The 17,050-nt window shown below is 73.5% G+C and carries 14 protein-coding genes; 1 reads left to right on the plus strand and 13 read right to left on the minus strand.

What is annotated here, in order from left to right; genetic code table 11:
- Window positions 1-49 precede the first annotated feature (49 nt).
- The 6 genes from ACFCY1_RS25780 to ACFCY1_RS25805 all read right to left on the minus strand — a co-directional run bounded on the left by ACFCY1_RS25780 (window position 50) and on the right by ACFCY1_RS25805 (window position 7,245).
- Complete coding sequence (locus ACFCY1_RS25780) at window positions 50-1,831, minus strand: cation acetate symporter (RefSeq protein ID WP_234348313.1); 1,782 nt, start codon at window positions 1,829-1,831, stop codon at window positions 50-52.
- Window positions 1,828-2,277, minus strand: a complete 450-nt coding sequence (locus ACFCY1_RS25785; protein WP_181970691.1) for a DUF485 domain-containing protein — start codon at window positions 2,275-2,277, stop codon at window positions 1,828-1,830. Before ACFCY1_RS25785 ends, ACFCY1_RS25780 begins: the two co-directional genes overlap by 4 nt.
- A gap of 320 nt (window positions 2,278-2,597) precedes the next feature.
- Window positions 2,598-3,290: a response regulator transcription factor gene (locus ACFCY1_RS25790; protein ID WP_049650785.1), complete on the minus strand. Its 693-nt coding sequence runs from the start codon at window positions 3,288-3,290 to the stop codon at window positions 2,598-2,600.
- On the minus strand, window positions 3,287-4,462 hold the full coding sequence (locus ACFCY1_RS25795) for a sensor histidine kinase (RefSeq protein ID WP_375876180.1): 1,176 nt from the start codon (window positions 4,460-4,462) through the stop codon (window positions 3,287-3,289). The genes ACFCY1_RS25790 and ACFCY1_RS25795 overlap by 4 nt, the downstream gene beginning before the upstream one ends.
- A 30-nt stretch (window positions 4,463-4,492) precedes the next feature.
- On the minus strand, window positions 4,493-4,978 hold the full coding sequence (locus ACFCY1_RS25800; RefSeq protein WP_375876181.1) for a DUF1453 domain-containing protein: 486 nt from the start codon (window positions 4,976-4,978) through the stop codon (window positions 4,493-4,495).
- A gap of 155 nt (window positions 4,979-5,133) precedes the next feature.
- Window positions 5,134-7,245 carry a type IIA DNA topoisomerase subunit B gene (locus ACFCY1_RS25805; RefSeq protein ID WP_049650787.1) on the minus strand — a complete coding sequence of 704 codons (2,112 nt, stop codon included), beginning with the start codon at window positions 7,243-7,245 and terminating at the stop codon, window positions 5,134-5,136.
- A 538-nt stretch (window positions 7,246-7,783) separates the two neighbouring features.
- Here ACFCY1_RS25805 and ACFCY1_RS25810 point away from each other — a divergent pair.
- The gene (locus tag ACFCY1_RS25810) at window positions 7,784-8,017 is read left to right on the plus strand and encodes a hypothetical protein (protein WP_049650788.1); all 234 of its coding nucleotides are present in this window, start codon (window positions 7,784-7,786) and stop codon (window positions 8,015-8,017) included.
- Window positions 8,018-8,328: 311 nt separating this feature from the next.
- Here ACFCY1_RS25810 and ACFCY1_RS25815 read toward each other — a convergent pair whose 3' ends face one another.
- From ACFCY1_RS25815 to ACFCY1_RS25845, 7 genes are all read right to left on the minus strand, one after another.
- Window positions 8,329-9,129 carry a trypsin-like serine protease gene (locus ACFCY1_RS25815; RefSeq protein WP_049650795.1) on the minus strand — a complete coding sequence of 267 codons (801 nt, stop codon included), beginning with the start codon at window positions 9,127-9,129 and terminating at the stop codon, window positions 8,329-8,331.
- Window positions 9,130-9,430: 301 nt separating this feature from the next.
- Window positions 9,431-11,083 (minus strand): RNA polymerase sigma factor, encoded by a 1,653-nt coding sequence (locus ACFCY1_RS25820; RefSeq protein WP_375876182.1) that lies wholly within the window; start codon window positions 11,081-11,083, stop codon window positions 9,431-9,433.
- 587 nt (window positions 11,084-11,670) lie between these two features.
- Window positions 11,671-12,603, minus strand: a complete 933-nt coding sequence (locus tag ACFCY1_RS25825; RefSeq protein WP_049650790.1) for a FadR/GntR family transcriptional regulator — start codon at window positions 12,601-12,603, stop codon at window positions 11,671-11,673.
- A 188-nt stretch (window positions 12,604-12,791) separates the two neighbouring features.
- A complete protein-coding gene (locus ACFCY1_RS25830) occupies window positions 12,792-13,697 on the minus strand; it encodes a hypothetical protein (protein WP_375876183.1) in 906 nt (301 codons plus the stop codon).
- 3 nt (window positions 13,698-13,700) lie between these two features.
- Window positions 13,701-15,332, minus strand: coding sequence for an ATP-binding cassette domain-containing protein (locus ACFCY1_RS25835; RefSeq protein WP_375876184.1), 1,632 nt, complete (start codon window positions 15,330-15,332; stop codon window positions 13,701-13,703).
- Window positions 15,333-15,642: 310 nt separating this feature from the next.
- On the minus strand, window positions 15,643-15,921 hold the full coding sequence (locus tag ACFCY1_RS25840) for a hypothetical protein (protein ID WP_375876185.1): 279 nt from the start codon (window positions 15,919-15,921) through the stop codon (window positions 15,643-15,645).
- A gap of 207 nt (window positions 15,922-16,128) precedes the next feature.
- Window positions 16,129-16,887 (minus strand): NUDIX domain-containing protein, encoded by a 759-nt coding sequence (locus tag ACFCY1_RS25845; protein WP_049659772.1) that lies wholly within the window; start codon window positions 16,885-16,887, stop codon window positions 16,129-16,131.
- Window positions 16,888-17,050: the final 163 nt, after the last annotated feature.

A 17,050-nucleotide genomic window follows, 5' to 3' on the forward strand; every position in this document is an offset into this window, starting at 1 on the left:
GGGAACCCCGGCGGCCCCAGGCCCGCCGGGGTTCCCCGGGCGCGACGGCTCAGGCCGCGCCCGCACCGGTGAGAGCGCGTACCTCCAGCTCGGCGAACCGGTCCGGGTCGGCGGGCTCGGACGAGGTGACCGTCCCGAGCCACCCGGCGAGGAAGCCGAGCGGGATGGAGACGAGGCCCGGGTTCTCCAGCGGGAACCAGTGGAAGTCGAGGCCGGGGAAGAGCGCCTCGTGGGAGCCGGACACCACCGGCGAGAAGAACACCAGCACGATCGCCGGGACCAGCCCGCCGTACACCGCCCAGACCGCGCCGCGGGCGGTGAACCGCGACCAGAACAGGCTGTACAGCAGCACCGGCAGGTTCGAGGAGGCGGCGACGGCGAAGGCCAGGCCGACCAGGAAGGCGACGTTCAGCTGCTGGGCGAAGAGGCTGATCACGATCGCCGTCGCACCGATCCCGGCGGCGGCGAACCGGGCGACCACCACCTCCTGCTGCTCGCTGATCCCGGACACCGACTCCTCCGACCGGGAGGCCGGGACGGTCTCGCCCCGACGACGGCGCCCGCGACCGTTCTTCGCCTGCTCGCGGGCGGGCCGGGCGCGCCAGGCGCCGGCCCAGACGTCGTGGGCGAAGGCCGCCGAGGAGGCCAGGGTGAGCCCGGCGACCACGGCGAGGATGGTGGCGAAGGCGATCGCCGAGATCAGGGCGAACAGCACCACCCCGCCGGTGCTGCCGTTGCCGCCGCCGAGCACCAGGGCGAGCAGCGGAACGGCGGTGTTCCCGGCCGAGTTGGCGTGCCGCACCTCGGCCGAGCCGATCAGCGCGGTGGCGCCGAGGCCGAGCACGATGGCCATCAGGTAGAAGCTGCCGACCAGGCCGATCGCCCACATCGTGGAGCGGCGGGCGGCCCGCGCGGTGGGCACGGTGTAGAAGCGGGACAGGATGTGCGGCAGGCCCGCGGTGCCGAGCACCAGGGCGAGGCCGAGGCTGACGAAGTCCAGCCGGCTGGTGAGGCTGCCGCCGTACTTGAGCCCGGGCTCCAGGTAGCGGTGCCCGGCACCGCTGTGGTCGGCGGCCTGGCGCATCAGCTCGCCGAGGTCCCCGTGGAAGCGGACCACCAGCAGCACCGTCAGCAGCACCGAACCGCCGGTCAGCAGGAAGGCCTTGATGATCTGGATCCAGGTGGTGGCCCGCATCCCGCCGATGGTGACGTAGACGATCATCAGGGCGCCGACCGCGATGATGGTCCAGGTGCGGGCGTGCGGGCTGCCGGTGCCGAGCAGCAGGGCGACCAGCGAACCGGCGCCGACCATCTGGGCCACCAGGTAGAGCAGGGTGACCACGACGCTGGCGCCGCCGGCCGCGGCGCGCACCTTGCGGCGGCGCAGCCGCAGCGCGAGCACGTCGGCGAGGGTGTACCGGCCGGCGTTGCGGACGAGTTCGGCGACCAGCATCAGCACGACCAGCCAGGCGACCAGGAAGCCGATGCTGTAGAGCACGCCGTCGTAGCCGTAGAGCGCGATCAGCCCGGCGACGCCCAGGAAGGAGGCCGCGGACAGGTAGTCGCCGGAGAGCGCGAAGCCGTTCTGCAGCGGGGTGAAGTCGCGGCCGCCGGCGAAGAAGTCCTCGGCGGCGTTGCCCTGGCGGCCGACCCAGAGGGTGACCCCCAGGGTGACCAGGACGACGACGGCGAACAGCGCGATGGCGAGCGAGTGGTGGTCGCCGGTGGGGGCGACCGGGGGCGGGGTGGCGGTCGACACCACGGTCCGCGCGGCGGTCCTCACGGCGGCCACGGCCGCGTCGGTGGGCACGGTGGCCATCAGGGTCGTCATCGCAGCTGGTCCTGGGTGTCCCAGCGCAGGCCCAGGGCGGCGCGGTCGCGCTTGGTCCGGGCGTTGCGGGCGTAGAGCCAGGCGAGCAGGAAGGTCGAGGCGAACTGCAGAAGTCCCAGCAGCCAGGCCACGTTGAGCGGGCCGGCCACCGCGCGGCGCATCAGGTCGGGGGCACCGGCCTGGGCGGCGACGTACAGCAGGTACCAGGCGAGGAAGCCGCCGGTGATGGGGAAGACGAAGGTCCGGTAGCTGCGGCGGATCTGCCGGAAGGCCGCGCTGGCCTGGACCTCCCGGTAGACCTCGGTCCGGTCGGCGACCGGTTCCTCGTCCCGTGGCGCGAGGGACCCGAGGGGTGCGTGCGGTGCGGCCGGGGCCGCTTGGTCGACGGGGGTGCTCTGGGCGAACGGCTCGACGGCGGGCCCGTGGATCGGTGCGCCGACGGCCACAGGCTCGCCGACTGCCTCTGCCGACCGGTCCGGACGGGTGTGCTCCGTACGGATGGGGCCCGACTGCGCCGGTACCGCCGACCGGCGGTGCGCAGCCGATGGCTCGGCGGGCTCAACGGGGGTGCCGGCGGCCGGAGCGGCCCACCAGTCGAATCGCTGCCCCTGGCCGGGGCTGCTCGTCTGCTGCTGTGGCACTGATGCTCCTGGACGGCCGGATGTTCTGACCCGAACCATGATGGCGGCCCTAGGACAACGCCTCTGACCATCGCAGATACGTTCACTCGATGAGGTGATCGATCATCCGACAGACACTCATCGGACTACTGCTGCGTCCCGGTGATTCCGTGTCGGAAGGCGTAGGCGACCGCCTGAGCCCGGTCCCGTACCGCGGTCTTGGCGAACAGATTGTTGATGTGGGTCTTCACGGTGGCCTGGCTGACGAACAGCCGTTGGGCGATCTCCGCGTTGGACAGCCCCTGGGCGATCAGCGCCAGCACCTCGGCCTCCCGGACGGTCAGCCCGTCGGGCAGCTCCCCCGGCCGGCCGACCGGCGGCCCGGCGGCCGGCCCGGAGCCGCCGGGCTGCTCCGAAAGCCTTTCCAGCAACCGGAGTTGGATCTGCGGGGAGAGCCCGGCGGCGCCCGAGCGAACGTCCGCGATGGCCCGGGCGATCTCCTCGCCGCCGGCGTCCTTGGTGAGGTAGCCGCGCGCCCCGGCCTGGAGCGCCGGGAACAGCGATTCGTCGTCGGCGTAGGTGGTGAGCACCACCACCTCGGTCTCCGGGTGCGCCGTGCGGATCCGCCTCGTCGCCTCGACGCCGTCGCAGCGCGGCATCCGCAGATCCATCAGCACCACGTCCGGGTGATGACGCTCCACCAGGGCGACGGCCTCCTCCCCGTCCCCCGCCGCACCGACCACCTCGATGCCGGGCAGCAGCCCCAGCAGCATCACGATGCCCTCGCGCACCACCGTCTGGTCGTCCGCGACCAGCACCCTGATCGCCGGCTCCGTCATGCCGGCACCCGCAGCAGCACGCGCCACCCTCCGTCCTCCGGGCCCGCCAGCAGCGTGCCGCCGAGCAGTTCCGCGCGTTCGCGCATCCCCAGCAGACCGTACCCGCTGCCGCTGGCCGCCAGCTCCCCCGACGCCGGCTCGGCCGCGGACGGGCCGCGCGGCGGCCGGGTGTTGCGCACCTCCAGCTCCACCGCGCCGTCCAGGTAGCGCAGTTCGACGGCGCAGCGGGCGCCGGACGCGTGCTTGCGGACGTTGGTCACCGCCTCCTGCGCGGTGCGCCGCACCGCGAGGGCGGCCTCGGCGGCGAGCGGCCGGGGCGTGCCGGTGACGGTGAGGGCGGCCCGCTCCCGCCCGGTCAGCTCCACCAGGAACTCCCCGACCGGGGTGAACTCCCCGCGCAGCGCGGACAGCGCCTGCCGGGTCTCGGCCAGCCCGTCCTGCGCCATCCGCCGGGCGGCGACGACCCGTTCGCGGACCTGCTCGCGGTCCGTCCCGGCGTCCAGCATCAGCCGCGCCGCCTCCAGGTGGACGAGCTGCGCGGAGAGGCTGTGGGCGAGCACGTCGTGGATCTCCCGGGCGATCCTGGCCCGTTCGGCGAGCGCCGCGCTCTCCGCCTCGGCGGCCCGGGCGGCCCGCTCCTGGGCGAGCAGCAGGCGGGCGGTGCCGCGCGCCTCGATGTCCAGCCGCAGCAGGAAGCCGACCAGGACGGACCCTCCGATGGTGGCGGCGATGCTGAGCCAGCTCGCCGGGGAGGCCGCCGTGTACGAGCCCAGCGCGACCGCCGCGGCGCACAGCGCGGGCGCGGGCGGCAACCGGATCAGGGCCGTCACGGCCAGCCCGATCCAGAGGAAGTCGGCCAGCGTGTAGGCCAACCCCTGGTTGGCGAGCCAGCCCGCGCCGACCAGGCCTGCGGCCAGCAGGTACGAGGCCGCCGGGCGCTGCTCCCGGGTGACCCGCAGGTACCCCGCGCTGAGGGCGAAGGCCGCGGCCAGCCCGGCCGCCGCGGCGGCCGCGGCCCAGCCGGCGTACCGGCCGCCGGAGAAGGTCCCCCAGCCGACGACGACCACCAGGACGGTCCGGCCGAACACGGTGAGGACCCGCCGCGGCCGGCTCTCGTCCTCGCGGCCGATCCCTTCCCGGGACGGCCAGCGGGTCCAGTACCACCCGGCCACGGGGGCCTCCTCGATGCTCACGGCGGCGGGTCAGCGCAGTCCGGCGGCGGTCCGCGCGGGCTCCAGCGTGCGGGCCCTCCAGTTCACCACGACGGAGCGGACCAGCAGCAGGACCGCCATGCCCAGCAGCAGCGTGCTGCCCGCCTGGTGGACGTGCAGGGCCGAGCCGACCGCGTACAGGCCGATCCGGATGGCGATCATCCCGCACCAGGCGGCCACGGTGGCCTTGGTGCCCTTGACCAGGACGCCGCCGTCGGGGGCCCGCCAGATCCGTACGGTCCAGCCCCAGACCGTGCCCATCGCGAGCACGGCGACGAGGCCGGCGACCAGCAGCGTGGCGGAGAGCGCGGTGTGCTGGTGGTCGACGAGCTGCGGGTCGCGCAGCGCGAGCGCGCCCAGGACCAGCGGCAGCAGCCAGAACCGGCGCTCGGTGTCCAGCCGCTGGACGCGCATCTGGCGCTGGACCACCAGGACCACCACCGCGATGACCACGAGGATGTTGGCGATGGAACTCATCGGATTCTCCGTCCCGAGGAGAGGCTTGTTGCTGACCTCTCCGACGCTACGGATCCGCCGCTTCCCGCTGATCGGAGCCGGGGTGGAGCACGGGTGGAACCGGCGGCGCGAGGGCCCTCCACCCGTGGGTGGAGGGCCCTCGCGTCCGGCCGGGATCAGGCGTCGATGCGGGAGCGGTCCAGGGTGGCCGCCGAATCCACGATGAACTCCTTGCGCGGGGCGACGTCGTTGCCCATCAGCAGGTCGAAGATCCGCTCGGCCTGCTCCAGGTCGCCCAGGTTGATCCGGCGCAGCGTGCGGTGGCGCGGGTCCATGGTGGTCTCGGCCAGCTGGTCGGCGTCCATCTCGCCGAGGCCCTTGTAGCGCTGCACCGGCTCCTTCCAGCGCTGGTTCTTGCGCTGGAACTCCAGCAGCGTGGAGCGCAGTTCGGCGTCGGAGTAGGTGTAGTGGTACTTCTCCTGGCCGCGCTTGGGGCTGGTGAGCTCGATCCGGTGCAGCGGCGGCACGGCGGCGAAGACCCGGCCCTGCTCGACCATCGGCCGCATGTAGCGGTGGAAGAGGGTGAGCAGCAGGGTGCGGATGTGCGAGCCGTCGACGTCGGCGTCGGCCATGAAGATGACCCGGCCGTAGCGGGCCTGGTCGATGTCGAAGGTGCGGCCGGAGCCGGCCCCTATCACCTGGATGATCGCGGCGCACTCGGCGTTCTTGAGCATGTCGCTCACGGACGCCTTCTGCACGTTGAGGATCTTGCCGCGGATCGGCAGCAGCGCCTGGAACTCGGAGTTGCGGGCGAGCTTGGCGGTGCCGAGCGCGGAGTCCCCCTCGACGATGAACAGTTCGCTGCGGTCGACGTCGTCGCTGCGGCAGTCGGCCAGCTTGGCGGGCAGCGAGCTGGTCTCCAGCGCGGTCTTGCGGCGCTGGGCCTCCTTGTGCTGCCGGGCGGCGACCCGGGTGCGGGCGGCCGCGACGACCTTGTCCAGCACGGCCCGGGCCTGGAGCTTCTGGTCCTTCTTGGCCGAGGTGAGGAAGGCCTTGAGCTCCTTGGCGACGACGGCGGCGACGATCCGGTTGGCCGCCGACGTGCCGAGCACCTCCTTGGTCTGGCCCTCGAACTGCGGCTCGGCGAGCCGGACGGTGACGACGGCGGTGAGGCCCTCGGTGGCGTCGTCCTTGGTGATGTCGTCCTCGGCGACGCGCAGCAGCTTGCTCGCGCGCAGCGCCTCGTTGACCGTCTTGGCCAGCGAGCGCTCGAAGCCGGTGATGTGGGTGCCGCCCTTGGGGGTGGCGATGATGTTGACGAAGGAGCGCAGGGTGGTGTCGTAGCCGGCGCCCCAGCGCAGCGCGATGTCCACGCCGAGGTGGCGGGTGACCTCGGTGGGGGTCATGTGGCCGAGGTCGTCCAGGACCGGCACGGTCTCCTTGAAGGTGCCCTCGCCGCGCAGCCGCAGCACGTCGCAGACCGGCTTGTCGGGGGCCAGGAACTCGCAGAACTCGGCGATGCCGCCGTCGTAGCGGAAGACCGTCTCGTCGATCTGCTCGCTCTCGGTGAGCCGCTCGTCACGCACCACGATGGTCAGGCCGGGGACCAGGAAGGCGGTCTGCCGGGCGCGGCTGTGCAGCGTCTCCAGGGAGAGCTTGGCGTCCTTGAGGAAGATCTGCCGGTCGGCCCAGTAGCGGATCCGGGTGCCGGTGCGGGTCTTCGGCACCTTGCGGGTCCTGGTCAGGCCGTTGCCGGCCTCGAAGGGCGCATCCGGGCTGGTCTCGGTGAAAATGCCGGGGGTGCCGCGGCGGAAGCTGATCGCGTGGGTGTGCCCGCTGCGGTCGACCTCGACGTCGAGGCGGGCGGAGAGCGCGTTGACGACCGAGGCGCCGACGCCGTGCAGACCGCCGGAGGCCGCGTAGGAGCCGCCGCCGAACTTGCCGCCGGCGTGCAGCTTGGTCATCACGACCTCGACGCCGGACAGCCCGGTCTTGGGCTCGACGTCGACCGGGATGCCGCGCCCGTTGTCCCGGACCTCGACCGAGGAGTCGGGGTGCAGCACGACGTCGATGCGGTCGCAGTAGCCGCCGAGCGCCTCGTCGACGGAGTTGTCGATGATCTCCCAGAGGCAGTGCATCAGACCGCGGCTGTCGGTCGAGCCGATGTACATGCCGGGGCGCTTGCGGACCGCCTCCAGGCCCTCCAGGACGAGCAGGTGCCGCGCGGTGTAGTTGGAACCGTCGTCGCCGGCCAGCAGCGCGGACGGCACGGTCGTTTCGGCACTCACGCGGCACTCTCCTCGGTGAAGATCTGTCTCATCGGTCACATCCGGACGCATCCGGACCAAACGCCAGTGCAGCACGCCGCACCGACACCCGTCGCCCTGCGTGCCCGAACCCGTGCGTCGGGTGCACAGCACGACGGACCGGCCCCGCGCAGCTTGTACGCGCTGCGCGAACAAGCACCGCACCCGGGTGTGGGCCCCGGGGGCGCCATCTCCTCCCGGTACCACCGGTCCTGGCGGATCGTGGGGCCCGGCGCAGGCTCCGGAACTGCCGTTATGCAGGCTACCGGGGCCCGGGACGGGGCTTATGCTCCAACCCGGCAGAGGATTATGCTACGCGGACCTCGCACCCGATCCCGATCGGGCGTTCGAGCGAAGGGCGGATCCCGGAATCCGGCACGCATGAACCACCGGCGCCCGGGGCACGTCCTCATCAACACAGCAGAATCCTCAGAGAAGAAAAGCCACGAGCGGGAACGTTTTCGGCCTGGTTGGATGTTGACCCTGGTACGACAGCTCGTCGAGCTAGAGAAGAGGCGACGTGACTACTGTTCTGACCCCTGCGAGCCCGCTCACCGCGGCTGACCGCTGCGACCGCTGCGGCGCCCAGGCCTACCTGCGCGTCGTACTCGCCAGCGGCGGAGAGCTGCTCTTCTGCGCCCACCACGGCCGGAAGTTCGAGCCCGAGCTCAAGAAGATCGCCGTGGAGATACAGGACGAGAGCGGCCGTCTCACCACCGCGACCACCGTGACGGCCACCGACGACGAGCGCTGATACAGGGCGCCACCAACAGCAGCCGGCCTCGAGCTGTGTCCGGTCGCGCACCATGCGCGACCGGTGAGCCGGGCGACGGACCCCTTCGGGGGCCGGTCGCCCGGCTCTGCTGTACCCCGGGCCGCCCTCTTGGCCCCCGCCGTTGCCCCGGGCCGTGGCCCCGGCGGCGTCCGACGCGGCGTCAGAACCCGGTGTCGGCACGTGACCGGCCGCTCACCCGCCGCGACGATCGCGGCGCCGGAGGTGCCACGTCCGCGGCTGCCACCGGCGTTCGCGGGCGTTCACCGGTGGTCGCGGGTGGTCGCGAGTGGTCACAGCACCGAGCGCACCGCGTCCGCGACCGAGGACACCCTGGTGTAGACGCCCGGGTGGGCCGCCTCGGCACAGCCTGTCCCCCAGGAGACCAGGCCCACCAGCCGGCCGTCGACGATCATCGGGCCGCCGCTGTCGCCCTGGCAGGCGTCCTTGCCGCCCCTCTCCTCGCCCGCGCAGACCATGCCCCGGGCGTCGAACCTCCCGTCCTGCCCGCCCGGATAGGCCTGCGCACAGACCTGGTCCGGCACGACCGGCACGGACACCCCGCGCAGCACGGGCGAGTAGTCGCCCCGCCCCGTGGTGTCACCCCAGCCGTACACCTGGGTCGTGGTCCCGGCCGCGTACGGTTCGGTCTCGCCCTGGCCGACCAGCTCGACCACCGGCAGGGCGCCCTGGGACTCGGCGAGGGTGAGCACCGCGACATCGTTCATGTTGGCGGCGAAGGAGTAGTCGGGGTGGATCCAGACCGACCGCACCGCCACCTCCCGGCCGGACGTGCCGCGCATGTCGTCCCGGCCGACGATCACCTTCAGGCCCGGCCGGTCCACCCGACCCCTGGCCTCGTCGTAGAAGCAGTGCGCGGCCGTCACCACCTTGGTCGGGGTGACCAGCGCACCCCCGCAGAACTGGCCGGAACGGCCGCTGCCGAACTGCTGGCGGCTGGACAGCGCCACGATCCACGGGTGGTCCGCGGTGCTCACCGCGCTGCCGCCGACCACCCGGCGCTGTGCCTCGGCCGGCGCCGCGGTGCCGAGGGCGACCAGCGGAACGGGAACGGCAGCGAGCAGCGCCAGCACGGCGGCCCTGCAGCGGCGGCCCGCCCGGTCGGCGGCCGGGTCGGCGGGGTCCGCCGGGAACGGGGCGGGCGTCGGCAGGTCTGTGCGGTCCGGCTCGGTCGGCACCGTGACTCCAGGAGGCTCGGAAGCGGGCAACCGGCACAGCGTAGGTGACCGGCTACACGGTGCGACCGCTTCCCGCCGCGCCGCCACCCGGACGAGGGACAACCACCACCCGTACGCTGACGCGCCCGGGCCCGGACAGCCGCGAAGGCCCGGAGCCGTGCGGCTCCGGGCCTTCGCGTGGAACGACTGCCGTCGATCAGTCCAGGTAGTCGCGCAGCACCTGGGAGCGCGACGGGTGGCGCAGCTTCGACATGGTCTTCGACTCGATCTGGCGGATGCGCTCACGGGTGACCCCGTACACCTTGCCGATCTCGTCCAGCGTCTTCGGCTGGCCGTCGGTCAGGCCGAAGCGCATCGAGACCACGCCCGCCTCGCGCTCGGACAGGGTGTCCAGCACCGAGTGCAGCTGCTCCTGGAGCAGGGTGAAGGAGACCGCGTCGGCCGGGACGACCGCCTCGGAGTCCTCGATCAGGTCACCGAACTCGCTGTCGCCGTCCTCGCCCAGCGGGGTGTGCAGCGAGATCGGCTCACGACCGTACTTCTGGACCTCGATGACCTTCTCGGGGGTCATGTCGAGTTCCTTGGCCAGCTCCTCCGGGGTGGGCTCGCGGCCCAGATCCTGGAGCATCTGGCGCTGGACGCGGGCCAGCTTGTTGATGACCTCGACCATGTGCACCGGGATGCGGATGGTGCGGGCCTGGTCGGCCATGGCGCGGGTGATCGCCTGGCGGATCCACCAGGTGGCGTAGGTCGAGAACTTGTAGCCCTTGGTGTAGTCGAACTTCTCGACCGCACGGATCAGACCGAGGTTGCCCTCCTGGATCAGGTCCAGGAAGAGCATGCCGCGACCGGTGTAGCGCTTGGCCAGCGAGACCACGAGGCGGAGGTTGGCCTCCAGCAGGTGGTTCTTGGCCCGGCGGCCGTCCTCGGCGATGATCTCCAGCTCGCGCTTGAGCTTCGGGGCGAGCTTGTCGGCGGCCGAGAGCTTGTCCTCGGCGAACAGGCCGGCCTCGATGCGCTTGGCGAGCTCGACCTCCTGCTCGGCGTTGAGCAGCGGGACCTTGCCGATCTGCTTCAGGTAGTCCTTGACCGGGTCGGCGGTGGCACCGGCGACGGCGACCTGCTGGGCCGGCGCGTCGTCCTCGTCGTCGTCGGAGAGGACGAAGCCCTCCGACTCCTCCTCCGGAGCGGTGCCCTCGGCCTCGGTCTTGTCGCCGGGCAGCGCGACGTCCTCGAGCAGCTCCTCCTCGCCGAGCAGCTCCTCGTCGCCCTTGGCGGTCTTGCCGGCGGCGGTCTTCTTGGCGGCGGTCTTCTTGGCCGGCGCGGCGGTCTTCTTCGCCGCAGCCTTCTTGGCCGGCGCGGCCTTCTTCGCGGGAGCCGCCTTCAGCTCGGAGCCGACCGCGGTCCTCCCCTCGGCGGTGATCTCGGCGGAGACGGTGGGAGCCGAGGCCGTGGCGGCCGCGACGGCCGGAGCCGCGACGGGAGCGCCGGGGGCGATCCGCACGGGCGGCTTGGTCGGGGCCGACGAGGCGGCCGGGGTCCGGGTGGTGACAGCCTTGGTGGCGGTGCGCTTGGTGGGGCTCTTGGCAGCAACGCTCTTGCGCTTGGCGCCGGCCGGTTCGGCCGCGCTGACCATGAGGTCCACCCCCTCCTCAATCAGCACCTGGTTGAGGCTGCGCATGACGTTCTTCCACTTGGTGACCGGGATCTGGTCCGCCTCGAACGCCTGGCGCACGTCGTCACCGGCGATCTGCCCCTGGGCCTTGCCCCGCTCGATGAGCGCCAGCAGAGCCGCGGACTCGGCGATCTCGGGGGGAAGCGAACGGGATGTGCTGGCCGACACGAACAACCTCTCGGACGATGAGTGGATCTCGAACCCGTACCGGCCGCCCGAGCGGGCGGGGAAGGAGATCGCGCGTCGGACGCGCGGTGTCGATTCCGACCGACTCGGGCTTGAGGACTGGGTTTGCAGGACGGCAGCAGCGCCGCGGACCAACACAGCATTCTGACATGTTGGAGTATTCCGGAGCTGCTTCCGCTCAGGACACATCGCTGCTACTCGTCAAGTGTTACGCATGGCCTTCGTGTCGCGGGTCACACCGACCCGGCGCCCGCAACCCGGGGCCGCTTCCATCATCGCGCACTCGCGAGGTGAACTGTTGTCATGGACAAGCCGCGAAATGGGCTCGCCTTTCGCCGGGCCGCCCTCCCGGGCCCGGCGACCCCTCCCGGGCGCGGCCGGCAGGCCCGGCTCCCCCAGCTCCGGCTTCCCCGTCCTTCTCCCGCCCTCGGCGTTCCCCACGTTCTCCCGGCTCCGGTCGACCCGAGGGGTGACGGCATGCGGAGGCCCCCCGGCTGCGCCGCACGATGCGACCGGAGGGCCCTGGCGGAGCGGACCGCCGCCAGCCGGCGCCTCCGCTCGTGGAAACAGCCCGTTCAGTGCTCCCTGGGCGCGGGGACGGACGGCTCGACCTCGGGATGGACGGTGAGCAGCGCCCGCATCGCGACCTCGCCCGCGGTGCCGTCGCCGGCGCCCAGCGCGTCCACCAGCCGGGCGTGCAGGCCGACCGAGGACTCGGAGGGCCGCTCGCAGGAGATCGCCGGGCCGCCCGAGACCTGCAGCGCGCAGGCGACGATCCCGGACAGGTGCTCCAGCATCCGGTTGCCGGCCATCTGGAGGATCAGGCCGTGCAGCTCGGCGTCGGCCCGGGTGTACGTGGAGAGGTCGGCCTGGGAGGCGGCGTGGCCCATGATCTCGACCAGCTCGACCAGGCGCTGCTGGACGTCCTCCCGGCCGTGGCCGGCGGCGAGCCGGGCGGCCAGCGGCTCGATCGCCCAGCGGAGCTCGAACAGCTCCCGGCGCTGCTCGTCCCGCTGCGGACCGAAGGCGCGCCACTCAATGATGTCCGGGTCCAGCAGGTTCCAGTCGCCGACCGGACGGACCCGGGTGCCGACGTTCGGCCGGGCGCTGACCAGGCCCTTGGCCTCCAGCACGCGCAACGACTCGCGGACGACGGTCCGGGAGACCTCGAACCGCTGGCCGATCTCCTCGGGCACCAGCGGGCGGTCGGCACCGAGATCGCCGGAGACGATCATCTGGCCGAGCTGCTGGACCAGCTGGCCGTGCAGACCGCGGCCGCGGCTGCTGGTGGTCTTGCGGCCGACCCGGCCGATGTCGGACTCGGCGCCCTCCCAGCGGGGCGCCGGCGGGGTCGGCCGGTCGGCGTACGAGAAGCGGTCCAGGTCGCCGGGACCGTGGATGGGCCCATCGGCGGAACGGGCGGGGGTCATGGTGGGGTGCGCAAGGGTACTCACGCCTCCTTTGTCGGCGATCCGCAGGCGTGGCTTGAGAATTCTCGTGAAAAGCACACGAAAGGGTGATCGACCGTGACTGGATAATTGACTTCTTATCAGGAAGAACCGCGCATTACGGTCACTGCTGGTCGATCTTGGTAGCCACGGGCAGGACCGCACCCCGGGGCTTCCGCAGGACCGAACAGGGCCGCCCACTGGTGCGGCTCCGTGCGGGAGGCCCTGCGCGATGCGCAGCCACGGGCCTACAGGGCGCGGCGGCGGGCCTGGGCCAGCAGGGCGGCGAGCAGCAGGAGCCCCGCGGGGGCCGCGACCGCGGCGAGCAGCGCCGGATCGGTCAGCGCCGCGCTCCCGGCCACCGCCTCGTGCGCACCGCCGTACACCCAGCCGTAGGCCCACTCGATCCCGGACTGGAACGGCAGCAGCTCGGCCGCCCGGGTCGGCCACGGCCTGCCGGTGTGACGCAGCAGCAGGGCGACGCCGGACTCCAGCAGCGGCGGCAGCGCGCACAGCAACAGCACCCCGGCCGCGGCGCTGCGGGTCAGCGAGGCCGTCAGCACCCCGGTCCAGGCCGCCACCACGGTGAGCAGGACGAAGGCCAGCAGGGCGGCGGGCACCCCGTGACCGGCCGTCAGGCCGAGCGGGGAGAACACGCCCGGCAGGTCGGACAGCCCGGACAGCCCGGCGCCGGTCACCGCCGCGGACACCCGGTCCGACAGCGCGGCCGGGTCCGCCCAGGCCGCCACGGTGACGCCGTCCGGCAGCGCGAGGTGCACGGCCAGCGTGTCGAGCAGCAGGGTGGCCAGCGCCAGCAGGGCCGCCACCGGCCCGATCACCAGCAGCTTGGCCAGCAGCAGTCGCACCCGGCGCGGGTACGACACCTGCGAGGCCGGCAGCCCCGGGTGGCGCACCTCGTGCCCGTACGAGAGCGCGCCCAGCACCCCGGCGCCGAGCGCCGCGAAGGGCAGCGGGACCAACGGGACGGCGGCGGTCAGCAGCCGCACCCCGGCCGGGGCGGCCAGCGGGCCGTCCGGGGCCTGGTCCGCCAGGACGGCGGCCACGACGGCGTCGCCGAGCAGCACGGCGGCGAGCAGCAGCCAGGTGGAACGCAGGCCGCGCAGGCGGCGCAGCTCGTAGGCCAGGACACGCACGGTTCACTCGCTCCGGTGGTCGTCGGGGTTGGCGGGGGCGGGGGCTGCGGGGATGGCGGGGGCCGTGGGGGCGGCGGGGGGCTGGGCGGTGGAGACCCGTACGGCGCCCGTGCCCGAGACGGGGCGACGGAGGCGGACGGTGTCGTCGGTGAGCAGGTCGTCGGCGCTCACCCGGCGGCCCGGCGGCCGGACCCGGGCGGGCGGATGCGGCAGGGCCGGGGCCGGGTCGTCGCGGAAGAGCCGGTCGACGGCGACGGTGGGCGCGGGGGCGGGCCTGGCGGGGGCGTCGGACCCGGCCTCCGCGGTCGGCTCCGGGCGACGGCCGACGGGCCCGGGGCGGCGGCCCGCCGAACCGAGGACGGGGAGCGCGGCGGCGGGGAGCGCGGCGGCGATTGCCACGGCGGGCAGGGCGCGGGTGGGCAGGGAGCCGTCCTCCCGGCGGCGGGGGGCGTTGCGCTTCGGGGCGGTGGCGGCACGGGGGACGGAGGCGGTGGCTTCGGGGACGGAGGCTTCGGGGGCGGAGACGGTGGCCGGTTCGGCCGGAGTCGTCACGGCTCCGACCGGGGTGGGCTCGGCGGCCGGTTCGGGGATCCGCTCCGCGGCCGACTGCGGGCCTGGCTCCGACTTCGGTTCCGGGTTCAGTGCCGGGTCCGGTTCCGGGTTCGGTTGCTCGGCCGGCTCCGGGCTCGGCCCCGCCCCGGGTTCCGGGTGGAGGCGGAGGTGGCCGGAGCGGCCCGAGCCGGCCGGCAGGACGACCCGCGGCGCCGGCTGCTCGACCACCCGGTCCGCCAACTCGTGCAACAGGATCCCGTGGCGGTAGGCGAGTTCGCCGATCTCGGTGCGGTCGATGCCGGCCACCGCGAGGCCCACGCTGCCGTCCCGTCGGACGTCCGCGCCCTGGCTGACCAGCAGGTCCGCCAGCCGTGCCATCTGCGGCCCCCGGACGGCCACTTCGGGGCTGAGCCTGGTCCGCCGGAACTCCGCGACCGGCTGGTCGGCCACCAGTCGACCGCGGTCCAGGGTGACCACCCGGTCCGCGAGCTGCGAGGCCTCCTGCGGCGTGCGGGTGGTCACCAGGACCGTTCCGCCGGCGGCCCCGAAGGAGCGCAGGAAGGAGTGGAACCACTCGACGTTGCGCGGTGACAGACCGTCGGCGGGCCCGTCCAGCAGCAGCGCGCCGGGGTCGCCGAGCAGGGCGGCGGCCAGGGCCAGGCGGCGGTGCATGCCGGGCGAGAAGGTGCGCAGCCGCTGCCCGGCGACGGCGGCCAGCCGGGTCTGCTCCAGCAGTTCGTCGGCCCGCCGGGCCGGGACGCCGACGGCCGCGGCGAGCATCCGCAGGTGGCTGCGCGCCTTGCGGCCCGGATGTCCGGCCACCGCGGCCTCCCCGGTGCCGGGCAGCAGCACCCCCACCTCGCGCTCGGGGTGGCGCAGCCGACGGTAGCGGCGGCCGTCGAAGAGCGTGACGCCCTGGCCGCGTTCGAGTTCGAGCATCAGCCGCAGGGCGGTGGACTTGCCCGCCCCCTCGGCGCCGAGCAGCGCGGTCACCGTGCCGGGCCGGGCGTCGAAGGTCAGGTCGAGCACTGCGGGCGGAGCGCCCTTGCGGTAGACCTTGGTCAGTCCGGTGATCTGGATCATCGCTGGCTGCTCCCGTGCCCTCGGCCGAGCTGTTCGACGCGGAGCACCCCTGACGGGCGGGCATGCACCCGCGCGGCTCCGCGCCAGCACATTAGGGGGCGGCGACGGCTATTCCGGGCATTACGGGAACGGCACGGGCCCACCGGCTGCCCACCTCACCCGATCAGGGGACAATCCGATCCTGCGATTCACGGTCGACCGGTCCGTTCCGGGTCCCGGAGGAGTCGGTTGCTTCGGTGACTTCGGCAGCTCCGGTGGTCTCGGTGGTGCCGGACGGGCGGGGCTCCGTGTCCGATGAGGGGTGCGGCTCCTACCGGGAAGGCCAGGGCGGTGGCGGGAGCTGCTCACCGCCGCATTCCGCGTGGAAGTCGTCGACGGCGGCCTGGCCCTCGACCACGATCTCGCCCAACCGCTCCCGCTCGGCGGCCAGCCGTTCCTCGACGGCGGCGATCGACTCGGGCGCCGCGTGCTCGGCCTGCAGCTCGGCCAGTTCCTTCTCCGTTGCGGTGGTGGTCCTGTCCAGGCTCCGGTAGTCCGCCGCCAGCCCCTCGATGAGGATTCGCTGGTTGGCGCAGTCCTTGATGGCCATCGCGGGACTCCCTGGGCCGGAGGCCTCCGGCCCAGGCGGTCGGAGCGTCCACCGACACTCTGCGCCGACGCCCCCGGGTCCGCAGCCAGACCAGGCCATTCGGCTGCCCGGTACCGCGCAACGGCGGGTCGGTACCCGGTCCGGGCGGACCGGGCACAGGGCTTGGCGGAGGGCTGGGGACAGGACCGGGCACAGGGCCCGAGGGGGTCAGGACTCCGGGCGGAGCATGGGCGGGTTGAGGACGGTCGCACCGCCGGCGGTGAACAGCTGGGCCGGGCGACCGCCCTGACGGGTCGTCGTGCCGCCCGAGGGCAGCAGGAAGCCGGGGGTACCGGTGACCTTGCGGTGGAAGTTCCGCGGGTCCAGCACCACGCCCCAGACCGCCTCGTAGACCCGGCGCAGCTCGCCGACGGTGAACTCGGTCGGGCAGAAGGCGGTGGCGAGGGAGGAGTACTCGATCTTGGAGCGGGCGCGTTCCACACCGTCGGCGAGGATCAGGCCGTGGTCGAAGGCGAGCGGGACGCCGTCGGCCGGGTTCTCCCCGAGGAGTTCGCCGACCGGGGCCCAGCGGGCGCCGCTGGCGTCGCCGCCGGCCCGGGGCGTCGGCAGGTCGGGGGCGAGCACCAGGTAGGCGACGCTGACCACGCGCATCCGGGGGTCGCGCTGCGGGTGGCCGTAGGTGGCGAGCTGCTCGAGGTGGGCGCCGGCCGCGCCGGGGCCGACCGCGTCCTGGCCGGGGGCGGTGTGGGCGCGCAGGCCGGTCTCCTCGGCCAGCTCACGGGAGGCGGCCTCGGCCAAGCCCTCGTCCGGGCGGACGAAGCCGCCGGGCAGCGCCCAGTACCCCTGGAACGGCGGCTCGCCTCGTCTGACCAGCAGGGCGCAGAGCGAGTGGTCGCGCACCGTCAGCACCACGAGGTCAACCGTGACAGCGAACGGGGGGAAGGCCGACGGATCGTAGCGCGACATGGCGACGATCATAGTCGTCTCTCTGACGATAAGCACAGGCCCGTGCGTGGCCGCTCCTGGCCGGTGGCCCCCGCCCGACCCGGCGCGGTTCGTATACGGGCCGCGCCAGGCCGGGAGCGGACGGGACCGGTGCCGGTGACCCGGTGTCACCGGCGCCGGGCCC

The organism is Kitasatospora sp. NPDC056273 (assembly GCF_042268845.1).
GTDB lineage: Bacteria > Actinomycetota > Actinomycetes > Streptomycetales > Streptomycetaceae > Kitasatospora.

Bases quoted from the DNA above. Each gene is read 5' to 3' on its own strand.
- ACFCY1_RS25840 (WP_375876185.1), bottom strand. From the start codon at position 15,921: ATGGCCATCAAGGACTGCGCCAACCAGCGAATCCTCATCGAGGGGCTG.
- ACFCY1_RS25800 (WP_375876181.1), bottom strand. From the start codon at position 4,978: ATGAGTTCCATCGCCAACATCCTCGTGGTCATCGCGGTGGTGGTCCTG.
- ACFCY1_RS25790 (WP_049650785.1), bottom strand. From the start codon at position 3,290: ATGACGGAGCCGGCGATCAGGGTGCTGGTCGCGGACGACCAGACGGTG.
- ACFCY1_RS25835 (WP_375876184.1), bottom strand. From the start codon at position 15,332: ATGATCCAGATCACCGGACTGACCAAGGTCTACCGCAAGGGCGCTCCG.
- ACFCY1_RS25845 (WP_049659772.1), bottom strand. From the start codon at position 16,887: ATGTCGCGCTACGATCCGTCGGCCTTCCCCCCGTTCGCTGTCACGGTT.
- ACFCY1_RS25780 (WP_234348313.1), bottom strand. From the start codon at position 1,831: ATGACGACCCTGATGGCCACCGTGCCCACCGACGCGGCCGTGGCCGCC.